This is a genomic window from Pseudomonas aphyarum (assembly GCF_028657055.1).
Taxonomy (GTDB): domain Bacteria; phylum Pseudomonadota; class Gammaproteobacteria; order Pseudomonadales; family Pseudomonadaceae; genus Aquipseudomonas; species Aquipseudomonas aphyarum.
In genome coordinates this window covers 36,927-53,516 of sequence record NZ_JAMDGS010000022.1, presented here as the reverse complement: position 1 = coordinate 53,516, position 16,590 = coordinate 36,927, and the positions used below count along the sequence as shown (strand labels likewise).

At 61.6% G+C, this 16,590-nt stretch carries 19 protein-coding genes; 12 read left to right on the top strand and 7 right to left on the bottom strand.

The genetic code is table 11. The features are described 5' to 3' along the window. Window positions 1-8 precede the first annotated feature (8 nt). A complete protein-coding gene (locus tag M5G18_RS28125) occupies window positions 9-911 on the bottom strand; it encodes a TIGR01777 family oxidoreductase (RefSeq protein ID WP_273898672.1) in 903 nt (300 codons plus the stop codon). A gap of 197 nt (window positions 912-1,108) precedes the next feature. Here M5G18_RS28125 and M5G18_RS28120 point away from each other — a divergent pair, with 197 nt between their 5' ends. The 12 genes from M5G18_RS28120 to M5G18_RS28065 all read left to right on the top strand — a co-directional run bounded on the left by M5G18_RS28120 (window position 1,109) and on the right by M5G18_RS28065 (window position 11,134). Then, on the top strand, window positions 1,109-2,095 hold the full coding sequence (locus tag M5G18_RS28120; protein WP_007951687.1) for an NAD(P)/FAD-dependent oxidoreductase: 987 nt from the start codon (window positions 1,109-1,111) through the stop codon (window positions 2,093-2,095). After that, window positions 2,092-2,307, top strand: coding sequence for a TIGR02450 family Trp-rich protein (locus M5G18_RS28115; RefSeq protein ID WP_273898671.1), 216 nt, complete (start codon window positions 2,092-2,094; stop codon window positions 2,305-2,307). Before M5G18_RS28120 ends, M5G18_RS28115 begins: the two co-directional genes overlap by 4 nt. A 110-nt stretch (window positions 2,308-2,417) precedes the next feature. After that, window positions 2,418-3,377, top strand: coding sequence for a YbgA family protein (locus tag M5G18_RS28110; RefSeq protein WP_273898670.1), 960 nt, complete (start codon window positions 2,418-2,420; stop codon window positions 3,375-3,377). Further along, the gene (locus tag M5G18_RS28105) at window positions 3,377-4,318 is read left to right on the top strand and encodes a MerR family transcriptional regulator (RefSeq protein WP_273898669.1); all 942 of its coding nucleotides are present in this window, start codon (window positions 3,377-3,379) and stop codon (window positions 4,316-4,318) included. Before M5G18_RS28110 ends, M5G18_RS28105 begins: the two co-directional genes overlap by 1 nt. Before the next feature lie 20 nt (window positions 4,319-4,338). Beyond that, window positions 4,339-5,784, top strand: coding sequence for a deoxyribodipyrimidine photo-lyase (gene phrB / locus M5G18_RS28100; protein ID WP_273898668.1), 1,446 nt, complete (start codon window positions 4,339-4,341; stop codon window positions 5,782-5,784). Next, window positions 5,777-6,199, top strand: coding sequence for a nuclear transport factor 2 family protein (locus tag M5G18_RS28095; RefSeq protein WP_273898667.1), 423 nt, complete (start codon window positions 5,777-5,779; stop codon window positions 6,197-6,199). The genes phrB and M5G18_RS28095 overlap by 8 nt, the downstream gene beginning before the upstream one ends. Continuing rightward, window positions 6,196-6,978: an SDR family NAD(P)-dependent oxidoreductase gene (locus tag M5G18_RS28090; protein ID WP_273898666.1), complete on the top strand. Its 783-nt coding sequence runs from the start codon at window positions 6,196-6,198 to the stop codon at window positions 6,976-6,978. The genes M5G18_RS28095 and M5G18_RS28090 overlap by 4 nt, the downstream gene beginning before the upstream one ends. Further along, window positions 6,975-8,222 (top strand): NAD(P)/FAD-dependent oxidoreductase, encoded by a 1,248-nt coding sequence (locus M5G18_RS28085; protein WP_273898665.1) that lies wholly within the window; start codon window positions 6,975-6,977, stop codon window positions 8,220-8,222. The genes M5G18_RS28090 and M5G18_RS28085 overlap by 4 nt, the downstream gene beginning before the upstream one ends. Then, entirely contained in the window at window positions 8,219-9,034 is an 816-nt protein-coding gene (locus M5G18_RS28080; RefSeq protein WP_273898664.1) for a DUF1365 domain-containing protein, read from the top strand. Before M5G18_RS28085 ends, M5G18_RS28080 begins: the two co-directional genes overlap by 4 nt. Next, entirely contained in the window at window positions 9,021-10,292 is a 1,272-nt protein-coding gene (locus M5G18_RS28075) for an SAM-dependent methyltransferase (protein WP_207983920.1), read from the top strand. The genes M5G18_RS28080 and M5G18_RS28075 overlap by 14 nt, the downstream gene beginning before the upstream one ends. Then, the gene (locus M5G18_RS28070) at window positions 10,285-10,776 is read left to right on the top strand and encodes a DUF2878 domain-containing protein (protein ID WP_273898662.1); all 492 of its coding nucleotides are present in this window, start codon (window positions 10,285-10,287) and stop codon (window positions 10,774-10,776) included. The genes M5G18_RS28075 and M5G18_RS28070 overlap by 8 nt, the downstream gene beginning before the upstream one ends. Before the next feature lie 52 nt (window positions 10,777-10,828). Continuing rightward, window positions 10,829-11,134 (top strand): YkgJ family cysteine cluster protein, encoded by a 306-nt coding sequence (locus M5G18_RS28065; protein WP_011335918.1) that lies wholly within the window; start codon window positions 10,829-10,831, stop codon window positions 11,132-11,134. A gap of 40 nt (window positions 11,135-11,174) precedes the next feature. Here the strand turns inward: M5G18_RS28065 and M5G18_RS28060 are convergent, their stop codons facing one another. The 6 genes from M5G18_RS28060 to hemA form a co-directional block, all read right to left on the bottom strand. Further along, window positions 11,175-11,693: an acyloxyacyl hydrolase gene (locus M5G18_RS28060; protein ID WP_007951709.1), complete on the bottom strand. Its 519-nt coding sequence runs from the start codon at window positions 11,691-11,693 to the stop codon at window positions 11,175-11,177. Between the two features lie 113 nt (window positions 11,694-11,806). Beyond that, on the bottom strand, window positions 11,807-12,598 hold the full coding sequence (murI, locus tag M5G18_RS28055) for a glutamate racemase (protein WP_273898661.1): 792 nt from the start codon (window positions 12,596-12,598) through the stop codon (window positions 11,807-11,809). Next, entirely contained in the window at window positions 12,591-13,346 is a 756-nt protein-coding gene (locus M5G18_RS28050) for a molybdopterin-synthase adenylyltransferase MoeB (protein WP_273898660.1), read from the bottom strand. Before M5G18_RS28050 ends, murI begins: the two co-directional genes overlap by 8 nt. Next, entirely contained in the window at window positions 13,340-14,170 is an 831-nt protein-coding gene (prmC, locus tag M5G18_RS28045; protein WP_273898659.1) for a peptide chain release factor N(5)-glutamine methyltransferase, read from the bottom strand. The genes M5G18_RS28050 and prmC overlap by 7 nt, the downstream gene beginning before the upstream one ends. Beyond that, window positions 14,171-15,253, bottom strand: a complete 1,083-nt coding sequence (prfA, locus tag M5G18_RS28040) for a peptide chain release factor 1 (protein ID WP_007951714.1) — start codon at window positions 15,251-15,253, stop codon at window positions 14,171-14,173. After that, window positions 15,250-16,536, bottom strand: a complete 1,287-nt coding sequence (gene hemA, locus M5G18_RS28035; RefSeq protein ID WP_007951716.1) for a glutamyl-tRNA reductase — start codon at window positions 16,534-16,536, stop codon at window positions 15,250-15,252. The genes prfA and hemA overlap by 4 nt, the downstream gene beginning before the upstream one ends. Window positions 16,537-16,590 lie beyond the last annotated feature (54 nt).

Sequence of the window (16,590 nt, the reverse complement as noted above, 5' to 3'; positions counted from 1 at the left end):
GTCCTATTTCAGAGGCGGCCGGAAAGATCGTCCAGGGCCGCGCGTAAATCCGTGAACCGGAAAGTGAATCCCGCTTCCAGCAAGCGTTTCGGCGTGGCGCGTTGGCCACCCAGCAACAGCAATGACATCTCGCCGAGCCCGACCTTCAACGCCAGGGCCGGCATCGGCATGAACGCCGGGCGGTGCAGCACGCTGCCCAGCGTCTTGGCGAATTCGCGATTGCGCACAGGTTTCGGCGCGCACGCATTATAAGGACCGCTCGCCTGATTGCGGTGCAGAAGAAAATCAATCAGGGCGATTTGGTCATCGATATGAATCCACGGCATCCACTGCCGACCATTGCCCAAAGGCCCGCCCAGCCCGAGCTTGAACGGCAGCAGCAGCCGCGACAAAAAGCCGCCCTCGGCCGACAGCACCAGCCCGGTGCGCACCAGCACCACGCGAATATCCATCGCTTCGGCGCGTTGCGCGGTTTCCTCCCAGGCGATGCACAACTGGCTGGCGAAATCGTCGATCACCGGCGGCGAGTCTTCGGTCAACTCACGCTCGCCGCCGTCACCGTACCAACCCACGGCCGAGCCCGAGATCAGCAGCGACGGTTTCTGCCCGCGATGTTCCAGCCACGCCAGCAACGACTCGGTCAGCGTGATCCGGCTGCTCCACAACAACGCCTTGCGCCGATGGGTCCACGGCCGGTCGGCAATCGGCGCGCCGGCGAGGTTGACGATCACGTCGACCGGCTCGTCGCCAAGGTCCTCCAGACGCGCGATTCCACGCACCTGGGCGCCACAGATGTTCGCGACTTTTTCCGGACGACGACTCCAGACCGTCAGGCGATGCCCCTGCCCGGACCAGTGCCGGCAAAGCTGACGTCCGATCAATCCAGTACCGCCGGTCAGCAATATGTGCATGACTTCTACCTCGCGTGGCGTTTTACCCCGATCACTAGTCTATTTTTATAAACAGGGATCTTTTCTATCGGGCAGGCTCTATTGTTTAACCATAGGCCAAGCTGTCAGAACGAGAACGCTGGAAGTTATACCAAAAAACAAAATTGTACAGGTTTCATCCACGGCGTAGTCTGTACAGAAAGGTAAACGAGGCCCCTATGACTGTACCTATCGCAATCATTGGCACCGGCATCGCCGGACTCTCCGCCGCCCAGGCCCTGACGGATGCCGGGCATACCGTTCAGTTGTTCGATAAAAGCCGCGGCAGCGGCGGGCGCATGTCGAGCAAGCGCAGCGACGCCGGTTCGCTGGACATGGGCGCGCAATACTTCACCGCCCGTGACCGACGCTTCGTCACCGAAGTCCAGCGCTGGCAAAGCAAAGGCTGGGTCGCCGAATGGGCACCGCAGCTTTACACCTTTCATGGCGGGCAACTGAACCTGTCGCCGGACGAACAGACCCGCTGGGTCGGCACGCCGCGCATGAGCGCCATCACCCGAGGTCTGCTTGACGGCCTGGAAGTACACTTCGCCTGCCGGATCACCGAGGTCTATCGCGGCGAAGAACACTGGCACCTGCAGGACGCCGAAGGCTTCACCCACGGGCCGTTCAGCCATGTGGTGATCGCCACGCCGGCGCCTCAGGCCACTGCTTTGCTGGCCGCCGCACCGAAACTCGCCGGCGCCGCCGCCGGGGTGAAAATGGACCCGACCTGGGCCGTCGCCCTCGCCTTCGACACCCCGCTGGATACGCCGATCGAAGGCTGCTTCGTCCAGGACAGCGCCCTCGACTGGCTGGCCCGCAACCGCAGCAAACCGGGACGCGACACCACGTGCGACACCTGGGTCCTGCACGCCACCAGTGCCTGGAGCCGGCAACACATCGACCTGCCCAAGGAGGCGGTGATCGAACAATTGCACGGCGCCTTCGCCGAACTGCTGCACAGCGCCATGCCGGCCCCGACCTTCAGCCTCGCCCACCGCTGGCTCTATGCCCGGCCGGCCAGCAGTCATGAATGGGGCACCCTGGCCGACGCCGATCTGGGCCTGTACGCCTGTGGCGACTGGTGCCTGTCGGGTCGGGTCGAAGGGGCGTGGCTCAGTGGTCAGGAGGCTGCAAGACGCTTGCACGAACACTTGCAGTGAACCGCATCAACCCGCGCAAATTGCTGCTGTCGAAGTGGACAGCAGCCCATCCGCAAAACCGTGAAAAGCATTTTCTGGTGACCGAACTGTTCCGCGACGAAGACGGCACAGTGCTGGAAATCGAGTTGCAGGCAGTGCTGACCCGGCGGACCGAGCAATGCGACTGGCAAGCCCTGCAGGATGATTCACGCTGGAAAATCGGCTGGCGCTGAATAACTCAAAAACTTGTACAAACAATTTGACTTGTACACCTTTGAATCTATGCTGAAAGAATGTTGTACAGATCTATTCCTCTGTACAGATTCAGATTCGAGGTCACTGCATGTCCGACTCATCGACGTCCCCACCGAAAATCGCCATCAGCGCCTGCCTGATGGGCGCGGAAGTGCGCTACAACGGTGGGCACAAAGAATCGCGGCTATGCACCCGCTCCCTCAGCGAACATTTCGAATTCGTCCCGGTGTGCCCGGAAGTCGCGATCGGCCTGGGCATTCCTCGCGAGCCGATCCGTCTGGTCGGTGACCCGGAACAACCCGAAGCCCTCGGCACCGTCGATCGGGAGATCAACGTCACCGGGCCGTTGGCGGAATACGGCCAGAAAATGGCTGCCGAGCTGGATGACATCTGCGGCTACATCTTCATGCAGCAATCACCGTCCTGCGGGCTGGAACGGGTCAAGGTCTATCACTCCAACGGCGCGCCATGGGGCAACGGTCGAGGGATCTACGCCCAGGCGTTCTGCGCGGCGCACCCCGAATTGCCGGTGGAAGAAGCCGGGCGCCTGAACGATCCGGTGCTGCGGGAAAACTTCATCACCCGGGTGTTCGCCTACAGCGACTGGCAGCACGTTCTGCGCAAAGGCCTGAGCCGCCGCGCCCTCACCGACTTCCACTCGCGCTACAAATACCTGCTGATGGCCCACAACCCGGTGCAATACAAAGCGCTGGGCAATCTGCTGGGCAACATGGGCCGGCTCGATCCCGAAGAACTCGGCCCGCGCTATTTCAGCGAACTGATGGCGGCACTGAAAAAATGCGCCACCCGCCGCACCCACAGCAATGTCCTGCAGCACATCAGTGGCTACCTGAAACAGGTCATCACCCCCGAAGACAAACAGGAAGTGCAGCACATCATCGGCCAGTACCGGCACGGCATCGTGCCGCTGGTGGTGCCGCTGACGCTGCTCAAGCATCACTTTCGCCTCCACCCGGATCCCTACATTGCGCAGCAGGTGTACCTGCAACCGCATCCGGAAAACCTCAGCCTGCGAAACGCCATTTGATGAACGACTCACCCGACACCAGCGCCCGTGAAGACCTCGGCGCCGACTTCAGGAAAGCCCTCGACGAAGGCTGGCTGCCGATTCGCGAAGTCGCGCGCCAGACTGGCGTGAATGCCGTGACCCTGCGCGCCTGGGAACGCCGCTACGGGCTGATCGTCCCGCAGCGCACACCCAAGGGTCATCGTCTTTACAGCGCCGACCATGTGCAACGCATCCAGAACATCCTCACCTGGCTCAATCGGGGCGTTGCGGTCAGCCAGGTCAAACCGCTGCTCGACACGGCGCAAGCTTTAAACGAACCGGTGGAAGACGAGTGGCATCCGCTGCGTCAGGCCGCCCTGCTGGCGGTCACTCACCTGAACGAGCGCAGCCTCGACGACAGCATCAACCAGGCGATGGCGCTGTACCCGCCGCGCACACTCTGCGAGCAATTGCTGCTGCCGCTGCTGAGCGATCTCGAACAGCGCTGGCAGGGCCAGTTCGGTGCGCAGATGGAGCGGGTGTTCTTTTTTGCCTGGTTGCGCAGCAAATTCGGCGCACGCATCTACCATAACAATCGTCAGTTGCGCACCGCGCCGCTGCTGCTGGTCAATCAGTCGGATTTGTCGCTGGAGCCGCACCTGTGGCTCTGCGCCTGGCTGATCAGCAGCGCCGATTGCCCGGTGCAGGTGTTCGACTGGCCGCTACCGGCCGCAGAGCTGGCGTTGGCAACCGATACCCTGCAAGCCCGTGGCGTCCTGCTGTATTCCAGCAAAGCCCTGAGCCTTGCGCAGCTACCGAAACTTTTGAATGGCGTCAGCTGCCCAAAACTGATTGCCGGACCAACGGTGTGCATTCACCACGCCGAGTTGTCCGCCAGAACTTCCGAGATTGCTGACCTGCTCCTGGCCGAAGATCCTCTTTCGGCGCATCGGGTGCTGGTTCAGCGTGGGTTGATTTAATGATTCAGACAGAGACCGACATGCAATTGATCTGGCTGCGCAGCGACCTGCGCCAACATGACAACACCGCCCTCGCGGCCGCTGCCGAGCGTGGCCCGACCGTGGCCGTGTACCTGTTGAGCCCCCAGCAATGGCAGGAACATGACGACGCGCCGTGCAAGATCGATTTCTGGCTGCGCAATCTGCGCGAGTTGAGCAAAAGCCTGGGTGCCCTGAACATCCCGCTCCTGATTCGTACCGCGCCTCACTGGGATCAGGCACCTGCGGTGCTGCTCGAACTGTGTCGACAACTGAAGATCGAAGCAGTGCACGTCAACGAGGAATACGGCATCAACGAAAGCCGTCGCGATGCCGCCGTTGCCGAGACGCTGCAAGCCGAAGGCATCACCTTCCACAGCTACCTCGACCAATTGCTGTTCAAACCCGGCAGTGTGCTGACCAAAACCGGTACTTACTTTCAGGTGTTCAGCCAGTTCCGCAAGGTCTGCTACGAGCGCCTGCATCGCTCGATGCCTTCGCTGAAACAGGCGCCGGGCAAACAATCGGCTCTGAACATCGACAGCGACCCCGTTCCAACAACCATCGAAGGGTTCCCGACACCCGGCGAATCCCTGCGCGCCCTGTGGCCCGCCGGTGAAGCCGAGGCCCGGCGCCGCCTCAACACGTTCGCCGATGCGCAGATCGACTACTACAAGAGCGAACGCGACTTCCCGGCCAAACCCGGCACCAGCCAGCTCTCGGCCTATCTGGCCGCCGGCGTGATCTCGCCGCGCCAATGCCTGCACGCTGCCCTGCAATGCAATCAGGGTGAGTTCGAAAGCGGCAAGGTCGGGGCCGTCACCTGGATCAACGAACTGCTGTGGCGCGAGTTCTACAAACACATCCTCGTCGGTTATCCGCGGGTTTCACGCCATCGCGCATTCCGCCCGGAAACCGAAGCCCTCGCCTGGCGCGATGCGCCTGCGGATCTGGCCGCTTGGCAAGAGGCCCGCACCGGCTTGCCGATCATCGACGCGGCCATGCGCCAATTGCTGGAAACCGGCTGGATGCACAACCGCCTGCGGATGGTGGTGGCAATGTTTCTGACCAAGAACCTGCTGATCGACTGGCGCGAAGGCGAGCGCTTTTTCATGCGCCACCTGATCGACGGCGACCTGGCTGCGAACAATGGCGGCTGGCAGTGGAGCTCCTCGACCGGCACTGATTCGGCGCCGTACTTCCGTATCTTCAATCCGCTCAGCCAGTCGGAAAAATTCGACAGCGAAGGCCTGTTCATCAAGCACTGGTTGCCAGAGCTCGCCGGGCTGAACAAGAACGAAGTCCACAACCCGGCCAGTGCCGGCGGGCTGTTCGGCATCGCGGACTATCCGGCGCCGATCGTCAATCTGAGCGCATCACGGGAACGGGCGCTGACAGCGTTCAAGAACCTGCCGTCACGCGCGTCTCAAGGAGTGAGCGATGAGTGAATTTCTGCGCGGTTTCGCCCATCGGTTCGCACAGTTGAACAAAGACAACCTGCGCACCCTGGATGAACTGTACAGCGAGGACATTCATTTCACCGATCCACTGCACGAAGTGCAGGGGCTGACGAACCTGCGCGCTTACTTCAGTGAGTTGTACGCCAACGTCAACGAACTGCGCTTCGATTTTCACGGCTTCGACCAGATCAGCGACGGCGAAGGCTATCTGCGTTGGGTCATGAGCTATCGCCATCCGCGTCTGAGCGGTGGGCAACTGATCCGCGTCGCCGGCTGCTCGCACCTGCTCTGGCGCGACAAGGTTTACCGCCACCGGGATTACTTCGATGCCGGAGCGCTGCTTTATGAACATTTACCTGTATTGGGCCGAGTGATTGCCTGGCTGAAAGGGAGATTGGGATGAGTCGTACAGCTCCACGGCGTTATTGGCTGACCGGTGCCAGTAGTGGCATTGGCGCGGCATTGGCGGAAGAAATCCTCAAGACCGGTGCACATCTGGCGGTCAGTTCCCGCCAGGTCGCGCCGCTCAAAGTGCTGTCGCAACGTTATCCGGGACAAGTACTGGTGGTGCCCGGCGATCTGACCAACAGTCAGACCGTGCGCGAAATCGGCGAACAGATCGCGGCGGACTGGGGCTCACTGGATTCTGTGATCCTTAATGCGGGCACCTGCGAATACGTCGACACCCACCATTTCGACGCCTCGATCATCGAACATGTGGTGCGCACCAACCTGCTCGCCAGCAGCTATTGCATCGAAGCCGCCCTGCCCTTGCTACGCAAAGGCACAGCACCGCATCTGGTGGGGATGGCCAGCTCGGTGACCTATGTGCCGTTGCCCCGGGCCGAGGCCTATGGCGCATCGAAGGCCGGGCTGCGTTATCTGTTCGAATCCCTGCGCATCGATCTGGCCGACGAAGGCATTGAAGTCACGGTAATCAGCCCCGGCTTCGTCGACACGCCGCTGACCGCCAAAAATGATTTTCCGATGCCGCTCAGTTGGCCTGTGGAAAAAGCCGCTCGGCATATCTTCGCCAAGCTGAAAGATCGGCCGCTGGAAATCGCCTTTCCGGCGCTGTTCATGGCAGTTCTGTGGCCACTGTCGAAAATGCCCGCACGCGTACAACTGGCGATTGGCAAACGCATGGTACGCAGCACCCCGCCGCTCAGGGATCCCACATGAAAATCGCCATTGTCGGCAGCGGGATCGCAGGTTTGACCTGCGCTTATCTGCTCGCTCGCCAGCATGAAATCACCGTGTTCGAAGCCGACGCCCGGGTCGGCGGCCATACGCACACGGTGCCGGTCACCGTGGACGGGCGCGACTGCGCGGTGGACACCGGCTTCATCGTGTTCAACGACTGGACGTATCCCAACTTCATTCGTTTGCTCGGCCAGTTGGGCGTGACGTTCAAACCCACCGAGATGAGTTTTTCGGTCAACGATCCGGACACCGGCCTGGAATACAACGGCAACAACCTGAATAGCCTGTTCGCCCAACGCAGCAATCTGTTGTCGCCCGGGTTCTGGGGCATGTTGCGCGACATCCTGCGGTTCAATAAAGAGGCCCGGCGCGACCTCGCCGAACAGCGAATCACCGCCGACACCACCCTCGACGATTACCTCAAGGCCGGCGGTTACGGCGAGCGTTTCATCCTGCATTACATCGTGCCGATGGGCGCGGCGATCTGGTCGATGCCGATGGCCGAGATGCTCAATTTTCCGTTGCAGTTTTTCGTGCGTTTTTTCGAGAATCACGGGTTGCTGTCGATCAGCAATCGCCCGCAGTGGCAGGTGATCGAGGGCGGTTCCAGTGCTTACATCACGCCGTTGACCGCGTCGTTCAAGGAGCGCATCCGCCTGAACTGCCCGGTGGGCCGGATCGATCGCGACGCGCACGGCGTGGTTATCCACAGCCCCGCCGGCATCGAACGTTTCGACAAAGTGGTGCTGGCCTGTCACAGCGACCAGGCCCTGGGATTGCTGGGCAATCCCGGTCATGCCGAACGGGAAATCCTCGGCGCCCTGCCCTACGCCGACAACGAAGTGGTGCTGCACACCGACACCCGCCTGCTGCCCGCACGCAAGCGGGCCTGGGCCAGCTGGAATTATCGCCTCGGCGGCGCCGGTCATACCCAGGCCGCCGTGACCTACGACATGAACATTCTGCAAGGGATCCAGAGCGACACCACGTTCTGCGTCAGCCTCAACCAGAGCGCCGGCATCAGCCCGTCCAAAGTGCTCGCACGCTTTACCTATGCCCACCCGCAATTCAGCCTTGCTGCGGTGGCGGCGCAGCAGCGCTGGGCCGAAATCGACGGCGAGCAGCACACGCATTATTGCGGCGCCTATTGGGCCAACGGTTTTCATGAGGATGGCGTGGTCAGCGCTTTGCGCGTGGCCGCGTCCTTCGGAGAAAGCCTGTGAACAGCGCACTCTACAGTGGCTGGATCGCCCATCGGCGATTCGCCCCGCGCCGTCATGAATTCCGTTACCGGATCGGCATGCTGTACCTCGATCTGGCTGAACAGGAGGCGGTGCTGGGCCTGTCCCGACTGGCAGGCGCCAGACGCTTTGCGCCGTTTTCATTTCGCGAAACCGACTACCTGAAAACCTTCACCGGCCGCGGCGTGCGCCTGAGCGATGCGGTTCGCCAGTTGGTGGGCGAAGCCCTGGGCCATGCGCCGCAAGGTTCGATCTGCCTGCTGACCCAGCCACGCAGCTGGGGCCTGTCGTTCAACCCGGTGAGTTTCTTCTATTGCCACGAGGCCGACGGCCAACTGGCGGCGATTCTTTGCGAAGTCAGCAACACCCCGTGGCGCGAGCGTTTTCACTACGTGTTGCCGGCCCGAGCGCCGACCAACCTGCAGGACTTTCACCAGCACTTTGCCGTGGCCAAGGCGTTTCATGTGTCGCCGTTTCTGCCACCCGATCTGGAATACCGCATGAGTTTCAGCCCTGCCGCGCAAAACCTTGGCGTGCACATGGCCGACTGGCAAGGCGAGCAAAAACTGTTCGACGCCACCCTCGACCTGCGACGCGAACCCCTTGATCGACGCCACTTGCATCGGCATCTGTGGCGTTTTCCCTGGATGACCGCCAAGACCGCGCTGGCGATCTATTGGCAGGCGCTACGCCTGTTGCTCAAGCGTACGCCGGTGTTTGCCCACCAGCGCGCCGACGACCGTTTTCGAACCGCCACCGTACCGCCCGAGGAACGCCACCATGAAATCCACTAGCGTCTCGGCCAAAGCCAGCCTGCTCAGCCCCCACGGCCTGAGCGGTTCGCTGCTGCGCCGGGGAGTACTGCGCCAGCTGGAGCAGCTCAAACAAGGCCAACTGATCGTCATCGAGGACGGTGAACGCCACGTCTTCGGTACGCCGGGCAGCGCATTGGTGGGGGAGATTCAGGTCATGGATCCGGCTGCCTGGGGGCTGGTCGCCGGCAATGGTTCGATCGGTGCCGGTGAGGCTTTCATTCATGGTTACTGGCGCTCGCCGGACCTGACGGCGGTGGTGCGGGTCTTCGTCAGCAACCTTGAAGTGCTCGACGGAATGGAAGGTGGCCTGGCCCGGCTCGGTCGCCCGCTGGTGCGCGGGCTGCACTGGCTCAACCGCAATACGCGCAAGGGTTCGCAGAAAAACATCGCCGCGCATTACGACCTCGGCAATGACCTGTTCGAGCAGTTTCTCGACCCGACCATGATGTATTCCGCCGCGCAGTTTCTCAGCCCCGACGACAGCCTGGAGCAGGCGCAACTGAACAAACTGGAGCGGATTTGCCAGAAACTCGCGCTCAAGCCCGGCGACCATCTGCTGGAAATCGGCACCGGCTGGGGCAGCATGGCGCTCTACGCCGCGCAGCACTACGGCTGCAAAGTCACCACCACGACGCTGTCGAAGGAGCAGTTCGCCTTCACCGCCGCGCGCATCGAACGCCTCGGCTTGCAGGATCAGGTGACGCTGCTGCTCAAGGACTACCGCGACCTCACCGGCCAGTACGACAAACTGGTGTCGATCGAGATGATCGAAGCGGTCGGCCACCGCTTCCTGCCGACCTACTTCAAACAGTGCGCGCACCTGCTCAAGAGCAACGGCCTGATGCTGCTGCAAGCGATCACCATCCGCGAACAACGCTACGAGCAGGCGCGTCGTGGGGTGGACTTTATCCAGCGTTACATTTTCCCCGGCGGCGCCCTGCCCTGCGTGCAGAAAATGCTCGAGATCGTCAGCCGCGACACCGACATGAACCTGTTGCACATGGAGGATTTCGGCCTGCACTATGCTCGTACCCTGCGTCTGTGGCACGAGAACTTTCGGCATGCTCAGGGTCGCCTGACCGAGTTGGGCTATGACGATTACTTCCTCAGGCTGTGGGAGTTCTACCTGTGTTATTGCGAGGGCGGATTCCTCGAACGCACCATCGGTACCGCGCAACTGTTGCTGGCCAAACCGGCAGCGATGACCGCGCCTTTGCTGGGCCGGTTCGATGCTTGAGCGGTTGGCCAACGCGGTGCTGTTCCAGATCGGCTGGCTGGCCTGCGTACTCGGCGGTAACAGTTTGTGGTTGCTGCTGGCGCTGGCGGTGCTGGTGATTCATCTGCGCTGGATCAGCAGTTGGGCGCAGGAAGGCCGGTTGATCCTCAGCGTGGTGATTATCGGCACGGCGGTGGACAGCGTGTTGCGCGGCCTCGGGGTGTTCGAGTTCATGGATCTGTCGCCGCTGATTCCACTGTGGCTGATGTTGCTGTGGGGATTGTTTGCCACGACATTGCGTCATTGCCTGCATTGGAGCGCACGGCCGTGGTGGCTGGCCAGCCTGCTTGGCGCGGCGGGTGGCGCGCTGTCCTATGGCGCTGGCGGACGACTGGCCGGTGTGCAGTTTCCTTTCGGTGAGCTCCCTACCCTGATCGGCATCGCGCTGTTGTGGGCGTTGCTGTTTCCGCTGCTGCACCAATTGTCCCGGCGCCTGGCGAGCTAAACGCCTGTCAGGCCTTTCACACGCTCATCGGCCACTGCCGTACACTGGCGCCATGAAAACCATTCCCCATCGGCAAATCGCCGAACCCGTGGTCACGTGTTCGACCTGTGCAGCCTGCTGCTGCCAGCTCGAAGTGATGCTGATCACCGACACCGGCGTACCCGAGCGTTTTATCGATACCGACGATTGGGGTGGTGAGGTGATGCTGCGTCTGGACGACGGCTGGTGTGCGGCGCTGGATCGCGACACGATGATGTGCACGATCTACGAGAAGCGTCCACTGATCTGCCGCGAGTTCGAAATGGGCGCACCGGAATGCATCGACGAACGCCAGGGGATTGCCACGGCGTATCGTTGAATGTGAAAAGGGAGCGCGATGCGCTCCCTTTCTTGTCTGCTTACAGCGGCATCGTGTAATGCAGCGAGTAGCTTTCGACCCCGTCATTGTTGCTGCTCAGGCCGGCGTTGGAATAGTGCGTCGCACGGATCCCGACTTCATGCCCGCCATTGAAGCGCAGGCCGAAACCGAAGCGGTCTTCAAACTGGAAGGCGCCGCCAAGCTTGTTGTCTTCATATTCGGTGTTGGAGAACAGCGCCACGCCGATCCCCGCCTCGACATACGGTTTGACCGACTGACCGGCAAACTCGTAAACAAACACTGGCGAGAACGACAGGCTGTTGTTGCTGGAGGTCTTGTCGCCTTCCCAATAGGTGTAGGCGCCGCTCCAGTAACCGGTCAGGCGACCGACGTCGCTTTGCAGCCAGCTTTTGTCCCAATCGAAATTCATGCCCAGGCGATAAGTCATCGTCGAATCGCTGGTGGCACCCACTGCAAACTCGACGCCAGCAGCTTGTGCGGTAAAACTTTGCCCCATCAGTGCAGCCGCAATCGCGGCCAAGCAGAATAGTCGCTTCACGTTGAAACTTCCTTTTCCGGAACGATCGTTTGGTTTTTCTAGGTCACTCTGCGCTATAGAAGTCTGCGCTTGGTCAGAAGTTCAGCTGACTTTTTAGATATTTCACATTTTTTTTACAAGGTGAATTTTTCGACGTCGCCATCGACTTGGCCTAGCAGAACCAAGGTCTTGCGCAAAGACGCGGGATCGGCGCTGGTCCAGAATCTGACCGGTCGGTTCGGCCCTTCGGCGAGCAGGTCCCGCTCGGCCAGCAGCCGCTGCAATTGGCGCGCTACCGCCGCGCCCGTATCGATCAGGCTAATGCTCTCGGGGATCATCGACTTGAGCATCGGCTTGAGAAACGGATAGTGGGTGCAGCCCAGAATGATCGTGTCGCAACCGTTGGCCAGTAGCGGATCGACGTAGTGCTTGAGCAATGCACGCAACTCGGGGCTGTGCAGATCGCCGCTTTCAATCCGCTCGACCAGTCCGGGGCACGGTTGAGTGATGACCCGCACATCGGTGGCAAAACGATCGAGCAGCGCTGCAAACTTCGCACTCTGCAAGGTGCCGGTGGTGGCGAGTACGCCCACCACGCCGCTGCGGGTGGCGGCGGCGGCAGGCTTGACCGCCGGCTCCATGCCGACAATCGGCCACTCGGGAAAGTCCCGACGCAGATCGGCGACGCCGGCCACGGTCGCGGTGTTGCACGCGATCACCAGCGCCTTGGCGCCCTGCTCGCGGAAAAAACCGGCCATCACGCTGCAACGCTGGCGGATGAATTCCGGGGTTTTCTCGCCATAAGGAATGTGGCCGCAATCGCCGAAGTACAGCAGCGATTCATTCGGTAGCAGTTGCTGGATTTCCGCCAGCACCGACAGACCGCCGACGCCGGAATCGAAGACGGCAATCGGCGCTTCACGCATGCTGCGAACCACAGACGCTGCAACCGGGGTCGCGCTTGACCCGCAGCTCACGGAAACGCGAGCCAAGTGCATCGATCAACAGCAGACGACCCACCAGTGGCTCGCCAAAACCCGCCAATAACTTCAGGGCTTCCAGCGCTTGCAGGCTGCCGACCAGACCGACCAGCGGCCCGACCACGCCGGCTTCGCTGCAAGTCAGTTCGGCTTCGCTGCCGTGACCGTACAGGCAGTGGTAGCACGGGCTCTCGGCGCGACGCGGGTCGAACACCGAAAGCTGGCCTTCAAGGCGGATCGCAGCGCCGCTGACCAAGGGCTTGCGCGCCGCCACGCACGCGGCGTTGACCGCTTCGCGGGTGGAGAAATTGTCCGAGCAGTCGAGCACCAGATCCACCGCCGCCACGGCGGCGGCGAGGGAATCCTCGTCCAGTGCCTGACGATGAGGAATCAGTTTGATTTCAGGGTTGATCGCGCTCAGGCGCTTGAGCGCCGAGTCGACCTTGGTCATGCCGACGCTGTCGGTGTCGTGGATGATCTGGCGTTGCAGGTTGGTCAGGTCGACCGTGTCGAAATCCGCCAGATGCAATTCACCGACACCCGCCGCCGCCAGATACAAGGCAACCGGCGCACCGAGACCACCGAGGCCCACGATCAATACCCGGCTGTCCTTGAGCTTCAACTGGCCATCGATGTCGATGTGTTGCAGCAGGATCTGCCGACTGTAGCGCAACAATTCCTGATCATTCAGCACGGCAGGCGCCCCAGGCTGATCCGTTGATGGCCGCCCAGATCGGTGCGGCTGTGAACTTCTTCGAAACCTTGCGTCAGCAACAGATCGCGCACGGCTTCGGCTTGATCATAGCCGTGTTCGAGCATCAGCCAGCCGCCGGCTTCCAGATGCCCCGGCGCCTGGGCAATGATCAGACGCAGATCGTCGAGCCCGTCGATGCCGGCCACCAAGGCGCTTTCCGGCTCGAAGCGCACATCGCCTTCCACCAGATGCGGATCGGCGGCGCGAATGTACGGCGGGTTGCTGATGATCAGTTCGAAACGCTTGCCTTCGAGGGCGCTGAACCAGTGACTGCTCAGCACCGTGGCGTTGTTCAAGTGCAGGCGCTGGCGATTGCGTTCCGCCAGGGCCACGGCTTCCAGCACGCGATCCACGGCGGTGACTTTCCACGCCGGGCGTTCGCTGGCCAGAGCCAGGGCAATCGCCCCGCTGCCGGTGCCGAGGTCGAGCACTTTGGCCGGGGTCGCCGGCAACAATTCCAATGCGGCTTCCACCAGCAGTTCGGTGTCCGGGCGCGGGATCAGCGTGTGCGGCGCGACTTCCAGATCCAGCTTCCAGAAACCCTGCTGACCCAGAATGTAGGCGACCGGCTCGCCGCTGCGACGGCGTTGCAAGTACTCGGCGAAGACCAGTGCGGCTTCGCTGGGCACGATGCGCTCGGGCCAGGTGTGGAGAAAACTGCGCGACTTGCCCAGCGCGGCGGCCAGAAGCAATTCGGCATCCAGACGCGCGGTGGGCGAATCCGGCAGTTCGGCGGCGCGCAACAGGCTGGCGATGATGGTCATTTACTCACCTATCGCTGCGAGCTGGTCGGCCTGGTATTCGGCCAGCAACGGCTCAATTACCGCTTCGACGCCACCGGCGAGGATTTCATCGAGGGAATACAGGGTCAGGTTGACGCGGTGGTCGGTGACCCGGCCCTGGGCAAAGTTGTAGGTGCGGATACGCTCGGAGCGGTCACCGGAACCCACCAGCAATTTACGTTCGCTGGCGATGGCGTTGGCCGCAGCAGCCGTCTGCTGGTCGTTGAGCTTGGCCGCCAGCCAGGCCATCGCACGGGCACGGTTCTTGTGCTGGGAACGTTCTTCCTGGCACTCGACAACGGTGCCGGTCGGTATGTGGGTGATGCGGATCGCCGAATCGGTGGTGTTGACGTGCTGACCACCGGCCCCGGAGGAGCGGTAAGTGTCGACGCGCAAATCCGCCGGGTTGATCTCGATGGCTTCACGCTCGTCCGGCTCGGGCAATACCGCCACGGTGCAGGCCGAGGTGTGGATACGACCCTGGGATTCGGTGGCAGGTACACGCTGTACGCGGTGCGCGCCGGATTCGAATTTCAGCTTGCCGTAAACGTTGTCGCCTTCGATGCGGGCAATGACTTCTTTATAGCCACCGTGTTCGCCTTCGTTCTCCGAAAGGATCTCCACGCGCCAGCCACGGCGTTCGGCGTAACGCGAGTACATGCGGAACAGGTCGCCGGAGAAGATCGCCGCCTCGTCGCCACCGGTGCCGGCGCGGATTTCGAGAAACACGTTGCGCCCGTCGTTGGGATCCTTGGGCAGCAGCATGCGCTGCAGGTCGGATTCCAGCGTGATCAGCAATTCCTTGGCTTCGCGGACTTCTTCCACGGCCATTTCACGCATGTCCGGGTCGCTGTCCTTGAGCAGCGCCTGCGCGCCTTCAAGATCGCTTTGTACACCGAGCAGCTTTTTATAGCCTTGTACCACCGGCTCAAGTTCAGCGTATTCCTTGGAATAGGCGCGGAATTTGGTCTGGTCGGAAATGACTTCGCCGTCGCCGAGCAGCGCGGTCAGTTCCTCGAAACGGTCCTGGAGAATGTCCAGCTTATTGAGCAGTGACGCTTTCATTGCGGTTTTTTATCCGAAAAGCTATCCGGTGAGCCCTCAAGGGCAAAGAGTTCCTGAGCCATGGCCAGCGCATCGAGGCGGCCTTCGGCAGAAAGCTTTTTCAACTGCACGCTCGGGGCGTGCAGGAGTTTGTTGGTCAGGCCACGGGCCAGTTGCCCGAGCACGTCTTCGGCGTTGCCGCCGTTGGCCAGCAGGCGCAGGGCCTTTTGCAGTTCTTCGTCTCGCAGGCGTTCGCTCTGCTGACGATAGGCCTTGAGCACATCGACCGCCGCCAGCTCGCGCAGGCGCACCATGAAATCGTCGGCGCCGACCGAAACCATCTCTTCGGCCGCTTGCGCTGCACCCTGACGGCTCTTGAGGTTTTCGGCGACCACTTCGTGCAGATCGTCGACGCTATAGAGGTAAACGTCGTCGAGTTCGCCGACTTCTGGTTCGATGTCACGGGGAACGGCGATGTCGACCATGAAGATCGGCTTGTGCTTGCGCAGCTTCAGCGCGCTTTCCACCGCGCCTTTACCGAGGATCGGCAACTGACTGGCGGTAGAACTGATGACGATGTCGCTGCGTACCAGTTCGGCCGGAATATCCGAGAGCAACACCGCGTGGGCACCGAACTGTTCGGCCAGCAGGCTGGCGCGCTCCAGGGTCCGGTTGGCCACCACGATGCGCTTGACCCCCAGCTCATGCAGATGGCGGGCGACCAGGGTGATGGTCTCACCGGCGCCGATCAACAGGGCCTGGCTGCGTTGCAGGTCGCTGAAAATCTGTTTCGCCAGGCTGACGGCGGCAAACGCCACGGACACCGGGTTCTCGCCGATGGCGGTGTCGGTACGCACTTGCTTGGCGGCATTGAAGGTCGCCTGGAACAGTCGCCCGAGCAGCGGCCCGATAGTGCCGGCCTCGCGGGCCACGGCGTAGGCCGATTTCATCTGGCCGAGAATCTGCGGTTCGCCCAGCACCAGCGAGTCGAGCCCGGAGGCGACGCGCATCATGTGACGAACTGCCGCATCATCTTCATGCACATAAGCACTCGCGCGCAGCTCATCGAGGCTTAAATGGTGATAGTCGGCCAGCCAGCGCAGCACGATATCGGCCGAAAGCTGATCCTGTTCTATATACAGCTCACTGCGATTGCAGGTGGAGAGGATCGCAGCTTCGCGGCTGTCGGTGAGTCGGCAGAGCTGCTGCAAGGCCTCCACCAGCTGCTCAGGGGTAAAGGCCACGCGCTCGCGGACGTCTACTGAAGCAGTCTTGTGGTTGATACCGAGTGCAAGGAAGGCCATTCAAGGTCGCTGATGGTGACGTGAAGCCGGCAATTGTCCTACTTCGTCAGATTC

Excerpts from the sequence above, each read along its gene's own strand:
- M5G18_RS28125 (WP_273898672.1), bottom strand. The coding sequence starts at position 911 with ATGCACATATTGCTGACCGGCGGTACTGGATTGATCGGACGTCAGCTT.
- M5G18_RS28120 (WP_007951687.1), top strand. The coding sequence starts at position 1,109 with ATGACTGTACCTATCGCAATCATTGGCACCGGCATCGCCGGACTCTCC.
- M5G18_RS28110 (WP_273898670.1), top strand. The coding sequence starts at position 2,418 with ATGTCCGACTCATCGACGTCCCCACCGAAAATCGCCATCAGCGCCTGC.
- M5G18_RS28105 (WP_273898669.1), top strand. The coding sequence starts at position 3,377 with ATGAACGACTCACCCGACACCAGCGCCCGTGAAGACCTCGGCGCCGAC.
- phrB (WP_273898668.1), top strand. The coding sequence starts at position 4,339 with ATGCAATTGATCTGGCTGCGCAGCGACCTGCGCCAACATGACAACACC.
- M5G18_RS28095 (WP_273898667.1), top strand. The coding sequence starts at position 5,777 with ATGAGTGAATTTCTGCGCGGTTTCGCCCATCGGTTCGCACAGTTGAAC.
- M5G18_RS28090 (WP_273898666.1), top strand. The coding sequence starts at position 6,196 with ATGAGTCGTACAGCTCCACGGCGTTATTGGCTGACCGGTGCCAGTAGT.
- M5G18_RS28085 (WP_273898665.1), top strand. The coding sequence starts at position 6,975 with ATGAAAATCGCCATTGTCGGCAGCGGGATCGCAGGTTTGACCTGCGCT.
- M5G18_RS28075 (WP_207983920.1), top strand. The coding sequence starts at position 9,021 with ATGAAATCCACTAGCGTCTCGGCCAAAGCCAGCCTGCTCAGCCCCCAC.
- M5G18_RS28070 (WP_273898662.1), top strand. The coding sequence starts at position 10,285 with ATGCTTGAGCGGTTGGCCAACGCGGTGCTGTTCCAGATCGGCTGGCTG.
- M5G18_RS28065 (WP_011335918.1), top strand. The coding sequence starts at position 10,829 with ATGAAAACCATTCCCCATCGGCAAATCGCCGAACCCGTGGTCACGTGT.
- murI (WP_273898661.1), bottom strand. The coding sequence starts at position 12,598 with ATGCGTGAAGCGCCGATTGCCGTCTTCGATTCCGGCGTCGGCGGTCTG.
- prmC (WP_273898659.1), bottom strand. The coding sequence starts at position 14,170 with ATGACCATCATCGCCAGCCTGTTGCGCGCCGCCGAACTGCCGGATTCG.
- prfA (WP_007951714.1), bottom strand. The coding sequence starts at position 15,253 with ATGAAAGCGTCACTGCTCAATAAGCTGGACATTCTCCAGGACCGTTTC.
- hemA (WP_007951716.1), bottom strand. The coding sequence starts at position 16,536 with ATGGCCTTCCTTGCACTCGGTATCAACCACAAGACTGCTTCAGTAGAC.